Origin of the sequence: Tateyamaria sp. Alg231-49 (assembly GCF_900143535.1) — a bacterium.
Lineage (GTDB): Bacteria > Pseudomonadota > Alphaproteobacteria > Rhodobacterales > Rhodobacteraceae > Tateyamaria.
The window spans coordinates 310,210-330,387 of sequence record NZ_FRFA01000001.1 but is presented as its reverse complement, the minus strand read 5'-3'; the positions used below and the strand labels follow the sequence as shown (position 1 = coordinate 330,387).

General features: G+C 60.5%; 23 protein-coding genes. 11 read left to right on the top strand and 12 right to left on the bottom strand.

Annotated elements, in window-relative coordinates; all coding sequences use genetic code 11:
- Positions 1-50: 50 nt before the first annotated feature.
- On the bottom strand, positions 51-818 hold the full coding sequence (locus DHN60_RS01555; RefSeq protein ID WP_108835893.1) for an SDR family oxidoreductase: 768 nt from the start codon (positions 816-818) through the stop codon (positions 51-53).
- A 132-nt stretch (positions 819-950) separates the two neighbouring features.
- Between DHN60_RS01555 and DHN60_RS01550 the strand changes: the two genes are divergently transcribed.
- From DHN60_RS01550 to DHN60_RS01525, 6 genes are all read left to right on the top strand, one after another.
- Positions 951-1,979, top strand: a complete 1,029-nt coding sequence (locus DHN60_RS01550) for an L-idonate 5-dehydrogenase (RefSeq protein WP_108835495.1) — start codon at positions 951-953, stop codon at positions 1,977-1,979.
- 3 nt (positions 1,980-1,982) lie between these two features.
- The gene (locus tag DHN60_RS01545; protein WP_108835494.1) at positions 1,983-3,020 is read left to right on the top strand and encodes a pyridoxal-phosphate dependent enzyme; all 1,038 of its coding nucleotides are present in this window, start codon (positions 1,983-1,985) and stop codon (positions 3,018-3,020) included.
- A complete protein-coding gene (locus tag DHN60_RS01540; protein WP_108835493.1) occupies positions 3,017-4,165 on the top strand; it encodes a Xaa-Pro peptidase family protein in 1,149 nt (382 codons plus the stop codon). The genes DHN60_RS01545 and DHN60_RS01540 overlap by 4 nt, the downstream gene beginning before the upstream one ends.
- A gap of 2 nt (positions 4,166-4,167) precedes the next feature.
- Complete coding sequence (locus DHN60_RS01535; RefSeq protein WP_108835492.1) at positions 4,168-4,890, top strand: aspartate/glutamate racemase family protein; 723 nt, start codon at positions 4,168-4,170, stop codon at positions 4,888-4,890.
- A gap of 85 nt (positions 4,891-4,975) precedes the next feature.
- The gene (gene otnK / locus DHN60_RS01530; RefSeq protein WP_108835491.1) at positions 4,976-6,211 is read left to right on the top strand and encodes a 3-oxo-tetronate kinase; all 1,236 of its coding nucleotides are present in this window, start codon (positions 4,976-4,978) and stop codon (positions 6,209-6,211) included.
- A complete protein-coding gene (locus DHN60_RS01525) occupies positions 6,208-6,858 on the top strand; it encodes an aldolase (protein WP_108835490.1) in 651 nt (216 codons plus the stop codon). Before otnK ends, DHN60_RS01525 begins: the two co-directional genes overlap by 4 nt.
- Positions 6,859-6,883: 25 nt before the next feature.
- Here DHN60_RS01525 and DHN60_RS01520 read toward each other — a convergent pair whose 3' ends face one another.
- From DHN60_RS01520 to DHN60_RS01510, 3 genes are read right to left on the bottom strand one after another with little or no spacing between them, the layout of a single operon-like run.
- A complete protein-coding gene (locus tag DHN60_RS01520; protein WP_234423481.1) occupies positions 6,884-7,537 on the bottom strand; it encodes a GntR family transcriptional regulator in 654 nt (217 codons plus the stop codon).
- An 8-nt stretch (positions 7,538-7,545) separates the two neighbouring features.
- On the bottom strand, positions 7,546-8,568 hold the full coding sequence (locus DHN60_RS01515; protein ID WP_108835488.1) for a Gfo/Idh/MocA family protein: 1,023 nt from the start codon (positions 8,566-8,568) through the stop codon (positions 7,546-7,548).
- Positions 8,565-9,641, bottom strand: a complete 1,077-nt coding sequence (locus DHN60_RS01510; RefSeq protein WP_108835487.1) for an isocitrate/isopropylmalate dehydrogenase family protein — start codon at positions 9,639-9,641, stop codon at positions 8,565-8,567. Before DHN60_RS01510 ends, DHN60_RS01515 begins: the two co-directional genes overlap by 4 nt.
- Before the next feature lie 134 nt (positions 9,642-9,775).
- Here DHN60_RS01510 and DHN60_RS01505 point away from each other — a divergent pair, with 134 nt between their 5' ends.
- The 4 genes from DHN60_RS01505 (at position 9,776) to DHN60_RS01490 (ending at position 12,962) form a co-directional block, all read left to right on the top strand.
- A complete protein-coding gene (locus DHN60_RS01505; protein WP_108835892.1) occupies positions 9,776-10,069 on the top strand; it encodes a putative quinol monooxygenase in 294 nt (97 codons plus the stop codon).
- Positions 10,066-10,863 carry an N-acyl homoserine lactonase family protein gene (locus tag DHN60_RS01500; RefSeq protein ID WP_108835486.1) on the top strand — a complete coding sequence of 266 codons (798 nt, stop codon included), beginning with the start codon at positions 10,066-10,068 and terminating at the stop codon, positions 10,861-10,863. Before DHN60_RS01505 ends, DHN60_RS01500 begins: the two co-directional genes overlap by 4 nt.
- 108 nt (positions 10,864-10,971) lie before the next feature.
- A complete protein-coding gene (locus DHN60_RS01495; protein ID WP_108835485.1) occupies positions 10,972-11,748 on the top strand; it encodes a 3-hydroxybutyrate dehydrogenase in 777 nt (258 codons plus the stop codon).
- 119 nt (positions 11,749-11,867) lie between these two features.
- Positions 11,868-12,962: a patatin-like phospholipase family protein gene (locus DHN60_RS01490; protein WP_108835484.1), complete on the top strand. Its 1,095-nt coding sequence runs from the start codon at positions 11,868-11,870 to the stop codon at positions 12,960-12,962.
- Between the two features lie 17 nt (positions 12,963-12,979).
- Here the strand turns inward: DHN60_RS01490 and DHN60_RS01485 are convergent, their stop codons facing one another.
- From DHN60_RS01485 to DHN60_RS01475, 3 genes are all read right to left on the bottom strand, one after another.
- The gene (locus DHN60_RS01485; RefSeq protein ID WP_108835483.1) at positions 12,980-13,942 is read right to left on the bottom strand and encodes an ABC transporter ATP-binding protein; all 963 of its coding nucleotides are present in this window, start codon (positions 13,940-13,942) and stop codon (positions 12,980-12,982) included.
- Positions 13,942-14,922, bottom strand: a complete 981-nt coding sequence (locus DHN60_RS01480) for an ABC transporter ATP-binding protein (RefSeq protein WP_108835482.1) — start codon at positions 14,920-14,922, stop codon at positions 13,942-13,944. The genes DHN60_RS01485 and DHN60_RS01480 overlap by 1 nt, the downstream gene beginning before the upstream one ends.
- 139 nt (positions 14,923-15,061) lie before the next feature.
- Positions 15,062-15,244, bottom strand: a complete 183-nt coding sequence (locus tag DHN60_RS01475; RefSeq protein WP_108835891.1) for a hypothetical protein — start codon at positions 15,242-15,244, stop codon at positions 15,062-15,064.
- A gap of 314 nt (positions 15,245-15,558) precedes the next feature.
- Here DHN60_RS01475 and DHN60_RS01470 point away from each other — a divergent pair, with 314 nt between their 5' ends.
- Positions 15,559-15,756 carry a hypothetical protein gene (locus tag DHN60_RS01470; protein WP_159089079.1) on the top strand — a complete coding sequence of 66 codons (198 nt, stop codon included), beginning with the start codon at positions 15,559-15,561 and terminating at the stop codon, positions 15,754-15,756.
- 41 nt (positions 15,757-15,797) lie between these two features.
- Here the strand turns inward: DHN60_RS01470 and DHN60_RS01465 are convergent, their stop codons facing one another.
- The 5 genes from DHN60_RS01465 to DHN60_RS01445 form a co-directional block, all read right to left on the bottom strand.
- Complete coding sequence (locus tag DHN60_RS01465; protein WP_108835480.1) at positions 15,798-16,259, bottom strand: hypothetical protein; 462 nt, start codon at positions 16,257-16,259, stop codon at positions 15,798-15,800.
- Entirely contained in the window at positions 16,256-17,209 is a 954-nt protein-coding gene (locus DHN60_RS01460) for an ABC transporter permease (protein WP_108835479.1), read from the bottom strand. Before DHN60_RS01460 ends, DHN60_RS01465 begins: the two co-directional genes overlap by 4 nt.
- A gap of 1 nt (position 17,210) precedes the next feature.
- On the bottom strand, positions 17,211-18,191 hold the full coding sequence (locus DHN60_RS01455; RefSeq protein ID WP_108835478.1) for an ABC transporter permease: 981 nt from the start codon (positions 18,189-18,191) through the stop codon (positions 17,211-17,213).
- 119 nt (positions 18,192-18,310) lie between these two features.
- Complete coding sequence (locus DHN60_RS01450) at positions 18,311-19,156, bottom strand: FkbM family methyltransferase (RefSeq protein WP_108835477.1); 846 nt, start codon at positions 19,154-19,156, stop codon at positions 18,311-18,313.
- 126 nt (positions 19,157-19,282) lie between these two features.
- Positions 19,283-20,053 carry a class I SAM-dependent methyltransferase gene (locus DHN60_RS01445; RefSeq protein ID WP_108835476.1) on the bottom strand — a complete coding sequence of 257 codons (771 nt, stop codon included), beginning with the start codon at positions 20,051-20,053 and terminating at the stop codon, positions 19,283-19,285.
- Positions 20,054-20,178 lie beyond the last annotated feature (125 nt).

The window sequence follows — 20,178 nt, the reverse complement described above, 5'->3', positions numbered from 1 at the left end:
AAGTTTTGTCGCCGGGCCAACAAAAATTGCGCGACCCGCTGGGGCGCGGATTACAGCGACGCGGTAATCCCGCCATCGACATAAAGTGTGTGCCCGTTCACAAAGGTTGAAGCTGCCGAAGACAGAAACACAGCGGCACCCACCAGTTCATCCACCTGACCCCAGCGCCCGGCGGGTGTGCGTTTTTCCAGCCATGCCGAGAATTCAGGGTCAGCCACGAGGGCTGCGTTCAGCGGCGTGTCAAAGTACCCCGGCGCAATCGCGTTGCAGTTCAAGCCAAACCGGGCCCAGTCGGTGGCCATGCCTTTGGTCAGGTTGGCCACGGCGCCTTTGGTTGCGGTGTAGGGCGCGATGCCGGGGCGGGCCAGTGCGGTCTGAACTGACGCGATGTTGATGATCTTGCCCGCGCCGCGCTTGATCATGTGCCGCGCACAGGCCTGACCAACATGAAAGACCGATGCCACATTGGTCTGCAACAACCGCTCAAACGCATCGGCCGGGAAATCCTCCAGAGGGGTGCGGTGCTGCATGCCCGCATTGTTGATCAGGATGTCAATCGGGCCTGTGGTGTCTTCGAACCCATCCACGGCCGCCCGCACGCCGTCATGGTCAGTTGCATCAAACGCCAGTGTATGGGTTGTGATGCCCTGTGCACTCAGGGCCGACGCGGCGGCGTCCAGCTTGGCTGTGTCCCGTCCGTTCAGCACAATTTCGGCCCCTGCCGCCCCCATGCCCGCAGCCAGCGCAAGGCCGATCCCCTGAGACGAACCTGTGATCAGAGCGCGCGTGCCAGCGAGCGAGAAAAGTGCAGTGGACATGGTGCGAAGGCCTTTGTTTTTTGAGCTGTTACCGGTAACATATTCAGGGCAAGGAAAGGGGTCAACCAGTGCTTGTACCCTGCTTGCATACTGCGCATGCTGCGCGCAAGACAGATCAGGAGAACCCCGCCAATGAAAGCCATCGTTGTCCACGCCGCCAAAGACTTGCGGGTAGAAGAGCGCGAGGTGCCGCAGGTCGGCCCCGGGCAGGTGTTGGTCAAAATGGCTGCGGGTGGGATTTGCGGTTCGGACCTGCACTATTACCAGCATGGCGGCTTCGGCGCCGTACGTCTGCGCGAACCAATGATCCTCGGACACGAGGTGTCCGGGCATGTCGAGACATTGGGTGCGGGCGTTACGGGTCTCGCGCCTGGGCAACTGGTCGCAATCTCGCCCTCGCGACCTTGCCATGCATGCAGCTATTGCCACGAGGGCACGCCACAACACTGCTTAAATATGCGCTTTTATGGCTCTGCGATGCCGTTCCCCCACATTCAGGGCGCGTTCCGTCAGTACATCGTCGCTGACGCCGCACAATGTGGGCCCGCTGACGGGTTGAGTGCGGCAGAAGCGGCAGTTGGTGAACCTTTGGCGGTGTGCCTCCACGCTGCAAAACAGGCGGGCGATTTGATGGGCAAGCGGGTTTTGGTCACGGGGTGCGGACCCATTGGCCAACTCTGTGTTCTGGTGGCGCGCGCGGCAGGCGCAGTTGAGATTGTGGCGACCGATATTGCCCCCTTCACCCTGTCCATGGCCGAAAAAGTGGGGGCAACCCGCACAATCAACATGGCAGAAACGCCAGATGGGCTAGCAGCATACCACGCCGACAAGGGGCACTTTGATGTGCATTTCGAATGCAGCGGGGCCGCACCTGCGCTGGTTGCGGCCATTCCGGCCTTGCGCCCGCGCGCGGTGCTCGTGCAACTGGGGTTGGGTGGTGATATGACCCTGCCAGTACAGGCCATGACGGCCAAAGAAATCAGTTTTCGCGGGTCTTTCCGTTTTCACGAGGAATTCGGAACAGCCATCGCCATGATGCAAGGAGGACAGATCGACGTGACCCCGCTTGTGACCCACAGCTTTGCCCTAGACGACGCGAACGCCGCCTTTGAGATGGCTGCCGATCGCAGTCAGGCGATCAAAGCGCAGATTGTGTTCTAAACGATGCGCAGTCTCTCAAACCCATATTGCGGCGCAGCGCTGTCCGATCCAATCCTGACGGATGTACCACATCCAAGCGTCGACGCTGAGGCCCCGCGCGCGTTGCTGGCGCGCTGTCCACATGCCAATGTAACCCCACTGAGCGTGGCCCCGGAACTGGCGGCCGCCGCTGGGGTGGCCGAGGTGCTGATCAAAGACGAACGGTCCCGTATGGGGCTGGGTAGTTTCAAGGCACTTGGCGCGGCCTACGTCATCGCTTGCGATGCGGAGCAGGGGCAGGCGCGAGGCACCACCTATGTCACAGCCAGCGCCGGAAACCACGGATTGTCAGTCGCCGCGGGGGCCGCAGCCTTTGGGGCGCAGTCGATTATCTATCTGGCCGACACTGTACCCGAAAGCTTTGCGGACAGGTTGCGCAGCGTAGGCGCTGAGGTCGTGCGCGCCGGGGCTGACTACGAGGCCAGCATGGACGCCGCAATGCAAGCCGCCGCAGACACAGGCGCTGTGCTCTTGTCGGACAGTTCGTGGCCCGGATACACCGTGCGCCCGCACCGTTTGATGGAGGGCTACCTTGCCTTGATGGCCGAAATTTTCGAGGAGATCGACGCCTCTCCGACCCATCTTTTTTTGCAAGCCGGTGTTGGCGGCCTTGCCGGGGCCTGCGCTGCCATCGCGCGGGTGCACTGGGGCGACGCGACCCGGATCATCGTGGTCGAGCCCGAGGCCGCACCTTGCCTTATTGAGTCCATCAAGGCTGGAAAACTGGTCGAAACGACTGGCCCTGTGTCCGCAATGGGGCGGCTTGATTGCAAGGTGGCTTCGCTGATCGCCCTCAAAGGGCTCGCGCGGGACGCCAATGATTTCATGGCCATCTCTGAGGCGGAAGGGGACGCGGGCGCGGCGTTCGCTGCCCGCTTTGGCTTTGAAAGCACGCCGTCTGGCGCTGCTGGGATCGCAGGAGTGTTGGCCGCAAACGGCACATTGGGGCTGGACGCAGATGCACGCGTTTTGGTGATCCTGTCCGAACAGAGTGATGCATGATCGGCTTTGAGACGTCCGAGTTTCAGGCTCGCGTCGCGCGTGCCCAAAATCATATGGAGGCCGCAAACCTCGACGCACTGCTGCTGACCACCGAGCCGGAGGTGCGTTACTTTACCGGCTACCTCACACGGTTCTGGGAAAGCCCGACGCGACCTTGGTTTGTGATCCTGCCAGCCACAGGCGCGCCCATTGCAGTGATCCCGTCGATCGGTGCACCGCTGATGGGCCAGACCTGGGTGCAGGACATCCGCACGTGGCGCAGCCCGGATTACAGCGATGACGGGATTGGATTGCTGATCGACGCCTTGGGTGACGTTGTGCCCAAGGGCGGGCGCATTGGCATACCGTCAGGTCCAGAGACGCACCTGCGTTTGCCGCTGGACAGCTGGGCGGACCTACGCCAGCGCATGGATGCGTGCAGTTTCACAGATGACGCAGGAATCCTGCGCCGCCTCCGGCTCGTCAAATCCCAAGCAGAGGTGCAAAAAATCACCGCCGCTTGTGCCATCGCAGACCGCGCCTTTGCGCGCGTCCCCGAGATTGCGCGCGCCGGTGTTCCGCTTGCCCAGGTTTTTCGCGCCTTTCAGATGCTTTGCCTTGAGGAAGGGGCCGACTGGGTGTCCTACCTTGCGGGTGGGGCCGGGCCAGGCGGGTACGGCGACATCATTGCGCCTGCAACCAACGCACCATTGAACACAGGTGATGTGTTGATGCTGGACACCGGCGTCGTGCGCGACGGTTATTTCAGTGATTTTGACCGCAACTGGTCCGTGGGGCAGCCCAGTGGCGCGACCCAAGACGCTTACGCAAAACTGCTAGACGCCAGCGACGCGGGGTTTGCCATCGCGCGCCCCGGGGCGACGGCTGCGGAGCTGTTTCACGCCATGGACAAGGTGCTTACCGGTGGGGCAGGTGGGTCTGACGCCGGGCGCTATGGGCACGGGCTGGGAATGCAATTGACGGAATGGCCTTCGCTGATCCCGGACGATCACACAGTGCTTGAACCCGGCATGGTGCTGACGCTAGAGCCGGGGCTGGCGACCAACACAGGTAACACTCTGGTGCACGAGGAAAATATCGTGATCACAGATTCAGGTGCGCGCTATCTCTCTACACCGGCCCTGCGCGAAATTCCGGTGATCTGAACATGACAGCCCCTTACACAAAACGACCCGAAACACGGAACAAACTGGGTCTGATCACACTCCAATCAGACCGCACAATCGAAGATGATTTCCGCCGCCTGATGCCCGCCGACATCAGCCTTTTGGTGTCGCGCGTCCCGTCAGGAACCGAAGTGTCGCGCGACAGCCTTGCACAGATGGAAAACGCACTCAGTGGGGCCGCCGCCCTTTTCCCACGCGGACACAGCTTTGACGTCGTGGGCTATGGGTGCACATCGGGTACAGCACAGATTGGGGCCGACGTGATTGCTGATCGGGTCCGCGCAGGCACCCCGGCTGGCCATGTGACCGAACCGGTGTCCGCCTTGATCGCGGCCTGCGAACACCTTGGCCTCGACCGCATCGCCATCGTCTCACCCTATGTGGCCTCGGTGTCCGACCGGTTGCGTGATGTGTTGGGCCGCGCCCAGATCGAAACACCCCATTTCATCAGCTTTGACGAGGCCAACGAAGAGGCGGTCACGCAGATCGACGATGCCTCAATTATCGCGGCCACCCAAAAGGTCATGGATGGCGCGGATGTGCAGGCGGTGTTCCTGTCCTGCACGAACCTGCGCACGCTGGATGTTATTGGTTCGTTGCAGGGCGATCTTGGCGTGCCGGTGCTGTCCAGCAATCTGGTCTTGGCGTGGCACATGCTGCGTCTGGCCGGAGCGGATGTGACCAATCCGCGTGATCTTTTGTGAAATCTCGAAATTCTTATGGCGGCCTTGCGCCGCGCGCCGTCGCAGTGTTTCTTCGGGTGCGGGCTAAACAGACGGACAAAACACTATGAAACTAGGGTGCATCGGTGACGATTTCACCGGATCAAGCGATCTGGCCAACACATTGGCCAAAGGCGGTATGCGCGCAACGCAATATACCGGCGTGCCGGACGGTCCTGCGGACCCAAGCGTTGAGGCGGGCGTGGTTGCGCTCAAATCCCGGTCGATCCCGGTGGCGGATGCGGTGGCGATGTCGCTTGAGGCCTTGGAATGGCTCAAGGCGCAAGGCTGCACGCAGTTCTTTTTCAAATATTGCTCGACCTTTGATTCTACGCCCGAAGGCAATATCGGCCCGGTTGCGGATGCACTGGCCGACGCGCTTGAAGCGCATCAAGTCATTGTTTGCCCGGCCTTTCCGGGCACGGGACGTTCCGTTTTTCAGGGTCATTTGTTCGTCAATGACACCCTGCTGAGTGAAAGTGGGATGCAAAACCATCCGCTCACGCCGATGACGGATTCGGACCTGCGCCGCTGGCTGACACCTCAAACGCGGCACAGCGTGGGCCATGTTGGTCCGGGGCCGGTCTTTGGTGGGCAAGGCGCGATTGCGGCGGCGTTGGCTGATCAACACGCGGCAGGACACCGCCTGATCGTTGTTGATGCGATCCGGGATGAAGATTTGCGCGCCATCGGTGCAGCGGCGCGTGACCTGCCGCTGATCACCGGGGGATCCGGTGTGGCCCTTGGCCTGCCTGCGAACTTTGGCTGCACGCCCGGCGCGGTGCCGTGGGACGGGCAGGCGGGGCGCACGGTGGCGCTGTCGGGGTCCTGTTCCACCGCGACACGGGCCCAAGTCGTCCATCACGCCGCCCGCCATCCTGCGCGCGAGATCGTGGCGCGCGACGTGATTGAGGGGGCGTTGACCCCGGACGCTCTGGCCGATTGGCTCATGGCCCAAGATGGCATTCCCTTGGCCTACAGTTCGGCCGATCCCGATCAGGTGCGCGCCGTCCAAGATACATACGGGCGAGAACGGTCAGCCGCCGCACTCGAAGCGTTCTTTGCGGATGTCGCCCGCGCCGTGCGGGCCAAAGGGGCCACGCGGATCATTACGGCAGGCGGCGAAACCTCCGGCGCGATTGTCGAAGGGCTGAACCTCGACACCCTCGACATCGGCCCCGAAATCGACCCCGGTGTGCCCGCCTTGCGCGCGGCGCCAGATCTGGTCGTGGCGTTAAAGTCGGGGAATTTCGGCGCGCCAGATTTCTTTGAAAAGGCCAACGCTGTGCTGGCCGGGTCATGAGTGCTGACAGCGCCCTGCGCGAACAGATTTGCACGCTGGCCAAGTCTCTCTTTGATCGGGGGCTGACCCACGGCAGCACGGGCAACATCTCGGCACGCACCGCTGACGGAGGCCTGCTCGTCTCTCCCACAGGCACCAGCTTTGGGCGGCTTGATCCGGCCGTGCTCAGCCTGTTCGATGCGAAGGGCGCTCATATAAGTGGCGATCAACCGACCAAAGAAATGCCTCTGCATACCGCGTTTTATGACACGCGGAGTGCGGCGGGCGCGGTTGTGCACCTGCATTCGTGTCACTCGGTCGCGCTGTCGATGTTGCCGGGTGCGGATGCCGACAACTTTCTTCCGCCTTTGACCCCTTACGGGATCATGAAGCTGGGGAAAGTGACCTTGCTACCCTTCTTTTTGCCCGGTGATCCGGCGATGGGGGCCGCAGTGCGCGGGCTGGCGGGCAAACGCTCTGCTGTAATGCTGGCCAACCACGGGCCGGTGGTGGCCGGAAAGGACGTTGAGGCGGCGTGCAACGCGATTGAAGAGTTGGAAGACACCGCACGCCTCGCGCTGATGACGCGCGGGCTGTCCCCCCAGGGGTTAAGCGATGCGCAGGTGCGCGATGTGGTCACGACGTTTGACGTAGAGTGGGACGACTAGCGCAAGGGCCTATGCAGGGCTGTGCTCAAAGCCCGTGGAACTGATGCTTTTCCAACAATTCCACCAGCATCTTACACGCCGCACGTCGGTGGGCATGGTGGGTGGCATGTGCACGCGCTGAATCTTGCGCTGCTATGGCCTGATAAACGGTGTGGTGATCGGTGTTTGATTTCGACGGTTTTGGGCGCATGAACAGCGTGGTGGCCCGCGCGCGGCGTACCTGATCGCGCATTACGGCCACAATCATGGCAAGGCGTGCATTACCGCCAAGGCGCACCAATTCGCGGTGGAACCGGTCATCGGCCTGCGCCCATGCGCGCAAATCGTCCGCCTCAAGGGCTGCGTCCATATCTGCAATGGATTTGGCAAGGGTGGCCAGTTCCGCCGAGCAATAGCCGGCTTCTGCTGCGCGCGCGGCGGCCAGACTCTCCAGCTCGGTCAGAATGTCGTAAATGTCGCGCATGTCCTGCGCAGACACGGGGCGGACCCGGATGCCACGGCGCGGGCGCACATCTACCAGCCCTTGGGCCTGCAACATCAACGCCGCCTCGCGCACAGGGGTGCGCGACATGCCAAGCTGCGCGGCCAGTTCGGTCTCCAAATGGTCGGAACCAGGGGCAAGCTGCCCGGAAAAGATCATGTCCCGCAGCGCACTCAATGCCCGGTCAACATTCGACATTGCCCCCATCAGACCACCCCCGACACGGCGCGTTTCTGCCCCGCTTTGGCAGAGGCATAGATCGCGTCTTTGATCTCCAGCACGGTCAGGTAATCGCTGGCCTCGTTTTCCAAAGGTGCGCCATTCATGGCGGCAATCACGTGGGCCTGCAACGCGTGCACGCAATCCCCGCCAAAACCAACCGGCGTTTCCGGTTCCATCAGCAGCACGTCCGGGTTGGGTTTTCCAAACGGACGCCGGGTGACCATCCCGTCGCCAAACAAGGTCAGCGTCCCCTCGGTCCCTTCGATCCACGCCTCACCCATGGTGCAGCGCAGGTTGTTGGCCACGTGGTCCAGATGCCGGTTCCCGTCAAACAACGCCCGCACACCCGAGGCATGATCAAAGATCACAAACCCTGCGTCCTCGCCCGCAATCGCCGGGTTCAGGGTGCGCAAATCGGCATAGACATGGGTGATGGGGCCAAACAGATAGCGGAACGTGTCCACCCAATGCACGCCGGTCTCGTGAATGAGAAAGCGGGGCATGGTCTGGAAATAGGGCTGGCGATCTAGATAGGCGTTCGGCCCCTGCCCATCGCCGGGGCGCAGGCGAAAGGTGGCGTTTTGAACCTCGCCTATTGTGCCTGCCTCCAACGCGGCCTTCATCGTGCGATACCACGGCTGAAAGCGGAAATTCTCGTGCACAACCAGATGCGCACCGGCAGCGTGGGCCTCGCCCGTGATCACGCGGGCCTCATCCAGATCAAGGCAGAACGGCTTTTGACAGATGATCCACTTGATACCAGCCGCAAGAGCGGCGCGGATCGTTTCGGCATGTGCCGGGGGCGGCAAGATGATGTCGAGCAGATCGGGTGCTGTCCCGGTCAACATCTGGCCCAGATCATCAAAGGCAGGCGCGCCGGTGGCTGTCGCGCGGGCAAGGTCCAGATCGCATGCGCCCACAACCGTGGCCCCATCGATCCGGGCCCACGCGTCATAGTGAAACTGACTGAAATAGCCCGCCCCGACACAAGCCACCCGAACAGTCATGCCAGCGCCTCCCTCACAGCGGCAGCAACGTCAGCCGTGCCCGCAGTGCCACCCAGATCGCGGGTCAAAACGTGCGCCTCGGCGACAACCTTGTCCACCGCGTCGCGCAACCGCGCCCCATCGGCTGTCATCGCGGGGACGCCGTGGCGCCCGCCCAGCCATTCCAGCATCATCGCCGCCGACAGGATCATCGCCATGGGGTTGGCCACCCCTTGGCCTGCAATGTCGGGGGCTGACCCATGGCAGGGCTGAAACACCGCATGATCCGCGCCGATATCTGCCGATGGCGCAAGGCCAAGGCCCCCCATCAATCCCGCCCCAAGGTCCGACAGAATGTCGCCAAACATGTTCTCGGTCACCATCACATCAAAGGACCACGGGCGTTCAACCATCCACAGGGCGGTGGCGTCCACATAGGCGTGATCGGCCTCCAAACCGGGGTGCTTGGCGGCCTCTGCATCAAACATCTCGCGGAAAAACGCAAAGGCGCGAAACACGTTGGCCTTGTCAACGCAAGTAACCTTGCCCGGCCCACGGCCCGCTGCCTTGCGCGACGCGGCCAGATCAAAGGCGAACTTAAAAAGTGGCTCGCAAATCGCACGAGTGATGCGCAACGTCTCGCGGGCCTCATCGCGTTCCACCTCTCCGCGCCCTTGGGTGTAAAACAAACCTTCGGTGCTTTCGCGGATCAGGACGAAATCGACCGGCTTGTCGGTGGCCAGCGGGGTGGGCTGACCGGGGCGAATGGTGACGGGGCGCACGCCTGCAAACAGGGTCAGGGCCTTGCGCAAATCAATCTGCGGCGAAATCTCGGTGCCATCCGGATATCGCACATCCGGCAACCCCATCGCCGACAGCAAAATGGCATCCGCCGACCGCGCCGCCTCCATCGAGGCGACAGGAAAGCTTTCGCCTGTGTCCCGGTAGTGGGCCGCCCCCGCAGGGGCATCGGCGAAATTCAAACCATACCCACCCGCAGTGGCCAATCCAGACAGCAGCTCCACCGTCGGCACCATGATCTCTGGCCCGATCCCATCGCCCTGAAATACTGCAATTTGAAACGTTGATTTCATGGGGGTCGGCCTTTCATTGTGCTTAGACTGACAACTGAGTCGTCAGAGGATTGCAATAACGTATACATTAAAGTATGCGTTTGTAAATCCATTGATGCACGCGCATCAAAACAATGCCAAAGGGAGGGCAGGCCATGCCATATGCAGTCACCGTCGTTTTCGACATCAAAGAAGGACAGATGGAGGCGTTTATGGACGCCATCCTGTTGAACGCTCGCAGTTCCGTCGCCAACGAACCGGGCTGCCGTCAGTTTGATGTGTGCACCGATCCGGGCGAGCCGAATACCGTCTTTCTCTACGAACTTTACGACGACCTTGCCGCCTTCGAGGCGCATCAGCAAATGCCGCACTACAAGGCGACAGGTCCCAAAGTTGCTGACCTTGTGGCCAACAAAACCCTGCGCACATTCGAGCGTGTGGACAGATGAGCGCTTGGGAAATCTACGCCATTAAATACGGCGACCGAGGCGGGCGCACGCGGGCGGACAGCTTTATCTTTGATGACAATCACGACGCGCCGCACGCCATCGACTATTACATGTGGTTGATCCGGGGGCAGGGGCGCAACATCCTTGTGGATACCGGTTATGACATGGAGGAAGCCACCGCACGTGGTCGCCCCATCAGGCTGGACCCGGTCGAGGCTCTCAAACCCTTTGATCTGACACCGCAGGACATCACCGAAATCATCGTCACCCATCTGCATTACGATCACGCAGGCGGGCTGCATCTGTTTCCCAACGCGCGCCTTCACATGCAGGCGGCGGAAATGGCCTATGCGACGGGTCCGTGCATGTGCCACGACACGCTGCGCATGCCATTCACGGCGGGCCACGTCTGCGAGGCGGTCAAACGGCTTTATTCGGGGCAGGTGATCTTTCACGACGGAGAGGCCGAGGTGGCCGACGGTATCACGCTGCACTGCATTGGCGGGCACTCACGCGGGCTTCAGGCAGTGCGGGTGCGCACGCAGGCGGGATGGATGGTGCTGGCCTCGGATGCCTCTCATTTCTACGAAAATTTCATGGCGCGAAAACCGTTTCCCATCGTTGTAGACCTTCAGGACATGCTGGACGGCTTTGACACGTTGAACCGGCTTTCCAGCGCACCCAACCTGATCATTCCCGGCCACGACCCGCTGGTGCGCACGTACTTCCCGCAGGCGATGGCCGATCACATCCACCGGCTGGACACAGGCCCGTTGCGCGACATCACGCTCTGAGGCGCGCTGGTCCGCGCCAAAACGAAAGTTGAATTGTGCCTGTCGCGATTGGCCGCTAGGTGTAGGTAAGAGTTTCCGCACTGCAGCATGACCAAGAGAGGGCACCCCATGACACGCACCGCCATCATCACCGGATCGACCAGCGGCATCGGCCTTGGCATTGCCGAAGCCTTTGCGGCCCAAGGGTTCAACATCATGCTCAATGGGTTTGGCGACGCTGCCGAGATCGAAGAAACACGCGCGCGCCTTGAAGAAATCAGCGACGGCGAAGTTGGCTATCACGGCGCTGACATGACCAAACCCGAAGAGATTGAACACCTTGTTTTGCAGACCCAGGAACGTTTCGGGGCCGTCGACATTCTGGTGAACAACGCAGGCATCCAGTTCGTCAGCCCGGTCGAGGATTTCCCGCTGGAAAAATGGGACGCCATTATCGCGATCAACATGTCTTCGGCCTTTCATACCATCCGTGCGGCACTGCCGGGCATGAAAGAACGCGGGTTCGGGCGGATCATCAACATCGCCTCGGCCCACGGCCTTGTCGCCTCGCCCTTCAAATCGGCCTATGTGACGGCCAAGCACGGTGTGGTGGGCCTGACCAAAACTGTGGCCCTTGAGGCCGCAGAGCACGGTGTGACCGTGAACGCCGTCTGCCCCGGTTACGTGCTGACACCGCTGGTCGAAGGTCAGGTGGCCGACACCGCCAAAGCGCGCGGCATCACCGAGGAAGAGGTCAAGAACGACGTCATGCTCAAGGCCCAACCGACCAAGGAATTCGTGACTGTAGAACAGTTGGGCGCGCTCTGCGTGTTCCTGTCGGGCGAAGCTGCGGCCTCTATCACCGGTGCGTCCTTGCCTGTCGATGGCGGGTGGGTCGCGCAGTAGGCGCGCATTAAATCAAGCGCAGTAGGCGCGCATTAAACCAAGCGCAGTAGGTGCGCATTAAATCAAGCGCAGTAGGCGCGCCTTAAGTCGAGCACACCAATCCGGAGGGGCCCAAGCCCATGTCCAAGGAAAACGGCCGCGCCAAACGCCACGAGAAGTCGATCAACCTCGCCCTGCAAGGTGGCGGGTCGCACGGGGCGTTTACATGGGGTGTGTTGGACCGGATGTTCGAAGAAGACCGGCTCTGGATCGAAGGGATCAGCGGCACTTCTGCCGGGGCCATGAACGCCGTTGTCGCCACCCAAGGCATGTATGACGACGGGGCGGCAGGTGCGCGCAAGGCACTGGAAGAATTCTGGCACGCCGTCAGCATTGCCGGACAGGCCAGCCCCATCAAACGCTCGCCCTTGGATGTGCTGTTCGGGTCATGGTCGCTGGACACATCGCCGGGCTACATCATGATGGACGCGCTCAGCCGCATGGCCTCGCCCTATGATCTCAACCCGCTCGGGATCAACCCGCTGCGCGATCTGGTGGAAGAGTTCATCGATTTTAACAAGGTCGCCAATTGCACCGACATGGGCCTGTATATCTCGGCCACCAACGTGGAAACGGGCCGCGCGCGGGTTTTCAAACGGCACGAAGTGACGTTGGACGTGGTCATGGCCTCGGCCTGTCTGCCCACGATGTTCAAAGCGGTCGAGATCGACGGGGTGCCCTATTGGGACGGCGGCTATATGGGCAACCCGGTGCTGTTCCCGTTCATCGACGACTCGCCCTCGGACGACATCGTGATCGTTCAGATCAACCCGCTTTTGCGCCCCGGCACCCCAAAACAGGCGCGCGATATCCAGAACCGGTTAAACGAGATCACGTTCAACGCCTCGCTGTTGCGTGATCTGCGCACGATCGATCTGATCCACCGTCTGATCGATGACGGGGCCCTGTCGAACGACGAATACCGCACCATGAACATGCACATGATCGACGGGTGCGATGACATGCTCGAACTGGATGCGTCCTCCAAGGTGAACTCCGAATGGGCGTTCCTAGAGCACCTGCGCGATCTGGGACGTGAACACGCGGATCGGTGGCTAATTTCGCACTTCGACAAGATCGAAGTGGAAAGCACACTGGATCTGCGCGCGCTGTTTGGCGATGTGGAGGGGGCACATGGGGCCAACATTGTGGAACTGCGGTCGCGCAAGGACTGATCAGAGACCGGCTCGGCTCAGTCCACCATATGACAGGCCACGCGTGCCCCGCCGACGTTACGCAACACAGGGCGCTCTTCGCGACACACCGCTTGGGCCAAAGGACAACGCGGGTTATATGCACAGCCGGGCGGCGGGTTGATCGGGTCAGGGATCTCGCCTGTGGGTGGGGCCACTTCGCGCCCAAAGCCATCCAGCTTGGGGGCCGCGGCCAAAAGCATCTGCGTGTAGGGGTGCTTGGGGTTCTCAAACAATTCTGACGGGGCCGCTTCCTCAACCAAACGACCCAAATACAAAACCCCAATCCGATCTGCCATATGCTGCACAACCGTCAGATCGTGGCTGATAAACAAATAGGTCAGACCAAACTCGTCCTTGAGATCACTCATCAGGTTCAACACCTGCGCTTGAACGGACACATCAAGGGCCGAAGTCGGTTCGTCACACACAATCAGCTTGGGTTCAGAGGCGAGCGCACGGGCAATGCAGATACGCTGGCGCTGACCGCCGGAAAACTCATGGGGAAACTTGCCCGCATCACGCGCGCTCAGCCCCACCTGCTCAAGCAAGCGTTCCGCCAGCCCCGCCGTCTCGCCGCCACGCGCCGCCACCGGCTCTACAATGATATCGCGCACCCGCCAGCGCGGGTTGAGGGACGCAAACGGGTCCTGAAAGATCATCTGAATGTCCGCACGCACAGCGTCGACCTTTTCGGCGTCGGTCTCGCGCGACAGATCAACACCGCGAATGTCCACCACCCCATCGGAGGGGGCTAACAAACCCACCAGCATCTTTCCGATGGTCGACTTGCCCGATCCGCTTTCCCCCACAAGGGCGTAAACGGTGCGTTCTTCGATCTCGAAACTTACATCCGAAACTGCAGTCAGCAGGGCGCGGGGGCGACGCTCGATCACACGGTTCAGCCACGGCTTGGACACATCAAAAATGCGGGTGAGGTTGCGCACACTGACCAAAGACATCAGGCGACGGCCTCCCGATTGATGGGAAAGAAACAGGCCGCCCGACCCGCGCCATCCTCAATGGCAGGGCCCGGATCAACCCGGCATTGATCGGATGCGCGCGGACAGCGCGGATGAAAGGCACAACCCGTCGGCAGACTGTCCAGACGCGGCATCGCACCGGGGATCTGATGCAAGCGATCCTTCCCGCGCGAGGCCAGCGGGGTCGAGCCCATCAGACCATCCGTATAGGGATGCAGCGGGGCACTCAGCACGTCACGCACCGGGCCAAGCTCGACCAACTTGCCCGCATACATCACAGCGACACGATCACAGGCTTCGGCAATCACGCCCATATCATGGGTGATCAACATCACTGCGGTGCCGCGCTCACGGCACAGGCGTTTCAGCAGCGCAATGATCTGGGCCTGAACCGACACATCCAGCGCCGTCGTCGGCTCGTCCGCGATGATCAGGGATGGTTCGGCACACAAGGCCAGCGCAATCACCACCCGTTGTCGCATACCGCCGGAAAACTCGTGCGGATAGCTGTCGACACGTTGGGCCGCGCCCGGAATACCCACTTCGTCCAGCGCGGCAATCGCGCGCGTGCGGGCCTCGGACTGCGAAATGTCCAGATGCGCCAGCATCGTCTCGCTCAATTGATCGCCGATTTTCAAAAGTGGGTTAAGAGACGTCAGAGGGTCCTGAAAGACCATCCCAATCTCTTTGCCACGCAACCGGCGCATCGCCTCGCCTTTCAGCGGATCAATCCGGGTGCCATTGAGGTGAATTTCACCAGCCGAAATATGCGCAGGGGGGCTAAGCAGCCCGATCACGGCATTCCCGGCCATAGACTTGCCCGCACCAGATTCACCGACAACCCCAAGGATCTCTCCGGGCGCGATGTCATAAGACACTCCGCTTACAGGGCGCAGGACGCCATGGCGGGTGGGAATATCGACCGTCAGATCGCGAATGGAAAGGGTGGGGGCAGACACGGTGATCCAGTGGTTAGGTCACATCATTTATGGGAACTTCGCCACCCGATGGCAAGCGACATGGCAAGCGAAACTGCAACCGGTCCGGGGCAAACCGATCCAGTGCACATTTCATGCAGCACTTGTGCCTTTTGCGCCGTCAGCTTTGGTTCGGGCCCCGCAGCCGACGAATTGACGCCCTGACGGCCTGCCAGTTTTCGGCCTCGTCCATCTTTTTGGCATCCAGCGCTTCATTTGCTCTGCGCGCGGCCTCGACCTCGGCCTTATCGCCGTGGGCGGCATAAAGCGCCTGTGCATATTCTGCGACTTTGATTGCTTCCATACTTGCCTCCTGTCCGTTGATGGGACGGCGCGGGTGGCCCACGCCTGCAATCCGGACTTGGGACGCTACAGCAAATCGGGTGTTCGCGCAAATGTCCGCATATGTCGCCCAAGTCCCGGTGTGAGGACGCCGCACATGCCTAATTTGCGGGCCAAATGGGGGCGTGGGCCAAAAATACAGGCATATCTGCCTGCTATGCACCGGCCTTAACAAATGCCGCATCGAGATGCTGCAAGTGCACAATACGCTCAGACTCACGACCGATGCGGGAGGACGCCAAAGGACTTGAACCCCTTTTGAAAGGATCCCTTCCCATGTGCCTGACTGCCGAAGCGTTCGGATTGTTCCTCTCCATCATCTCTTTGCACAACGTCTCTGTCGAACAAGGGCTGGTGACCGTACACACGCCCGACCGGGACGTGACCTGGATGGCCACCGGTGCCTTGTGGTGCACAACAGCGCCTGACGGTGGAACACTGGCCATGCTGGATGATGCGGTCACCCGCATCTAAGCGACGACTGCCCCGCGTGCCTTGGATGATCGGCGGCCGGGTCAGTCACTCAATTCTTTGGTCATCCGCGATTTGATCCGCGCCTCGACGAGGGGTGTGAGCGAGATCAGAGTGTCTGTTGCCCGCGTCTCGGCGCTCGCTTGCATGGCAAGGGCGTTTTGCAATTCCTCATCTGCGTAAAAGGCGATCAGCTTCTTCAGCGCGTCCTCGGAATAGGTTTTTGCAAAGGCTTCAACATAAAGATCGACCACCTCGCCGCGCGCCTCGGACCATTCATTGACCGAAATGCTGCGGATGATTTCAATCTGGTCGGGCCTCAGGTCTGATCCCGTAAATGGCAGCAGCGCCCGGTGCTTTGAGAGAAAGACAATTCGGTCGATCTTGGTTTGAAAAGGCGGGGCCGCAATCAATTCGCGGGCAAGATCGGATGTGTCACGCTCTTGTGCCAAGAGGCTGGTGGCAAACAGGCTCATCGCGACAGCGGCGCACAAGGCCCGTGTCATCTCAGCCTCGGGTTCAGCGCATCGCGCAGCCAATCTCCCAGCAAATTGACGCTAAGCGCCAGCACCAGCAGCGTGACGGAAGGGAACAGCAAAATCCACCACTCGCCCGAGAACAAAAAGCCTTGCCCGATGCGGATCAGCGTGCCCAGCGAGGGTTGTGTGGGCGGTGCCCCGACCCCAAGGAACGACAAAGTGGCCTCGGCAATGATCGCCAAGGCCAGCGAAATCGTGGCAATGACCAACACGGGCGACAGCACATTGGGCAGGATGTGACGCACCATGATCGCGGGGCCGGTACGGCCAATCAGCTTGGCCGCCGCCACATATTCCTTGTTCTTTTCGACCAGTGTCGCACCGCGCACCACACGGGCAAACTGCACCCAATCAGACAGGCCAATGGCAATGATCAACACCCAGATCGCCATCTGATCGCGGTATTCCACCGGGGTCACGCCCTTGGCGACGCCAAAAATCAACATCGCCACAAGGATCGCCGGAAAGGTCAGTTGCACGTCCGCAACGCGCATGATGATCGTTTCGGTCCACCCGCCAACATAGCCCGCCAACAGCCCCAAAGTGATGCCCAACACCATCGCAAAGGCGACCGCCGCAGCCCCCACAAACAGCGATATCCGCATCCCGTAAAGAATGGTGGAAAACACGTCGCGCCCCTGATCGTCAGTGCCCAACCAAAAGGTCTCGCCCGTGAACGCATTGGGGGTCATGGGCGCCGAAAACCCGTTCATCAGGTTCAAGGATGCAGGGTCAAACGGGTCATAGGGCGCAATCAAAGGCGCAAACACTGCCGACAGCACCAAGAGCGCCACCAACGCAAAGCTGACCACAGCGACAGGCGACCGCTTGAATGCATAGAAAAAATCAGAACGCAGCGCGAGGCTCAGGCGCGACGGGTCTTTTTCGACGACCTCGGGAAGGGGGGTATCTACCATCTCAATGCGCCCCTGTCCGGTCCACGCGCAGGCGCGGATCAATGGCAAAATACAGCAGGTCCACGATCAGGTTGATCCCCACAAACATCACCGAAATCAGCATCAGATATGCGGCCATCACCGGGATATCGACAAACTGGATCGCGTTGATGAACAACAATCCCACGCCCGGCCACTGAAACACCGTCTCGGTGATGATGGCAAAGGCAATGATAGATCCCAACTGCAATCCCGTCACCGTAATCACCGGCACCAATGTGTTCTTCAACGCATGGCGAAAGTTCACCGCACGTTCCCGCAAACCACGGGCGCGGGCAAAGCGGATATAATCCTGCCTCAGCACCTCCAACATCTCGGATCGCACAAGGCGCATGATCAACGTCATCTGATAAAGGCCCAAGGTAATCGATGGGAGAATAAGCGCCTGCAAACCCGAACTGGTCAAAAACCCGGTCGACCAGCCGCCAATCATCACCGTATCCCCGCGCCCAAAACTTGGTAGCCAGCCAAGTTCCACAGAAAATAGGTAAATCAACAAGATACCAATCAAAAACGTCGGCAAAGAGACCCCAATCAGGGACACCGACATGATCAGGTTGGCACCCACTCCGTTGCGGCGAATGGCGGTAAACACGCCCAACGCAATCCCGATGGAAATCGCCAGAAAACCACTGACCGCGGCCAGCTCCAGTGTTGCGGGGGCCCGCTCCATCAATATCTCTGCCACAGGGCGCCCCTGCCGGTAGGACACACCAAAATTGCCCTGTGCTGCATTGCTCAAAAATTTATAATACTGCACCACAAACGGCTGATCGAGGCCCAGAACCTCGCGCAGCCTCTCAATATCGGCCTGCGTGCGTTCCTGCCCCAGCATGTTATCGACAGGATCGCCAACAAATCGGAACATGGAAAACGCCACCAGCCCCACGACCAGCAGGACAAGGGCGGATTGAACAACGCGTTGGATGATATAGGCGAGCATTGGGGTAGGATGCTAATGCTGCGCGACGATGGTCAAGGGGAATGCGCGCATTGTGCGTGGAACATGCCAGTTATCTAAGCATCTGACGCCCACACAGACGCCCGTCCGGCGCGCGCGACTTAAGATCGCGGCGTGGCGATATAGTTGTTTACCGTGCGGTCTTCGGGCTCGGTGCGCTGCATGTCATAACCGTGCTCGGCCATGATCTTCAAAACCTGCGTGCGATCACTTTCCCAACTTTCCACCAGCATATGAGGGCGGCACCGGCTGATGGTTTTTTCCAGCCCCAAAAGGGCGGCCAGTTCATGCCCCTCGACATCCAGTTTGATGGCTTTGGCATTGAGATCAGGCAAGAAATCATCGATCCGCGCGGTCGCAATGGCTTTGGTGCCGATCACTTTCTTGTCCTTCTTGGTCCCGATCCCACTGCCAGTTCCCAAAGCATCTTCGCCCCGGTAAAGCGTGATCTCAGTCGACCCGTTGGTATCCGACGCGGCAACGGCATGGCGCGCAATGCGCCGCCCCATGCCGTTCAGTTTGACGTTCACATTGGCCCGTTCGATGATTCGTTCCAGCGGTTCAAACAAGTGGATGGTATTGTCGGGATGCGCGTGAGCGGCGAGCAAAGACATCAGACCCGTGTAGGCACCAATGTCCAGAATGTCGCCGGGACGGGCGCGACACCAGTCGATCCAGGTGCGGACCAGGTTGCGTTCATAGCCATCCGGTCCATTCCACAGATACTCCCACACCACCACGTCGTCATGGGCGTGAAACATAACAAATTCAATGTTGCCCGCCTTGCAGGGCATCACTCCAAAAGACGGAAACTCTTGTTTAAGGCGGGGCAGGTCATTCACAGACGCACTCCCGTCTTTCAATCCGTTCCGAAACTTTTCGGCAGCCTGCAACATGGTCGTGTTGCGCTCCTCAATCTGGGAACGCCGAAGATTGGCCTGAAACATGCGACATGCTCCTTTGCTGCGCTGGATGGCTTCACGTGTGCAACGCTTAGGCGGCAAAAGGAAAAATTTACTTAATTCCAGAGCATACAGAGGGCGTCGGTCGAAAAAACCGGCAGCTCCAAACAGTCAGCCCGGTTTGGCCAAATGCCAAACCTGCTCCACGGGATAGTCCTTGGCCCAGTCCGCAGGCACCTCGTCCCGCGTGCCGGTGGCGTCGTTGGGCGCATAAAGCTCCTGATACCGCGTGACGACAAACCCGATCTGTGCAAACAGGTCCATCCACCCCGCCATCGTCAGATTAAAACATACACCCGTGGGCTCGAATTCCACTTCGGTCCAATCCGCGCCCCACATGTCCTTGTAGGGGCGGTGCAGCACCCGCTCCGCCGGGGCTCCGTTCAGGGGTGAGCAGATCAGCGACAGGGGATGGTTACCAAGGAACACCAGCCGCCCACCGGGGCGCAGCAACCGCCATGCCTCGCGCAACCACGTCTCTGGTTTGCACCAGATCGACGCACCATATTCCGAAATCGCAAAATCAAAGGCGGCATCGGGCAGGCCGGTCGCCTCGGCGTTGCCTTCGATGAACGTGATGTCCGCGCTGTGCTGTGTCGCCAGCTTGCGCGCGGTCGCCAGTTGTTCGGCAGAGATATCAATGGCCGTCACCCGCGCACCGCGCCTGTACATCCAGTACGCCACGTATCCCGTCCCACACCCAAGCTCGATCGCATCCACGTCTGTCATCGTTGCAGGCAACATGTTGATGCCGTCATCTGAGTTGTTCCACGTGCCCCACTCGGGGGTGTCTAGGGTCCATTGGCGGTGCGCAAACTTTGCCCAATTGGGCGCGTCCGTATTCCAGATGTCTTTGTTGATCGAAACGTGGTCACCCGTCATCGCACGGCCCTCCCGCCTTTTGCTTTGGCCGGGCCATACCACACTTGTCTGCGAAATTGTACGCCCGTGCCCTTCGGTGCGAGGGCCATCTTGCCGGGGGTTTTTTGACCGCCTTGGCGAGACCG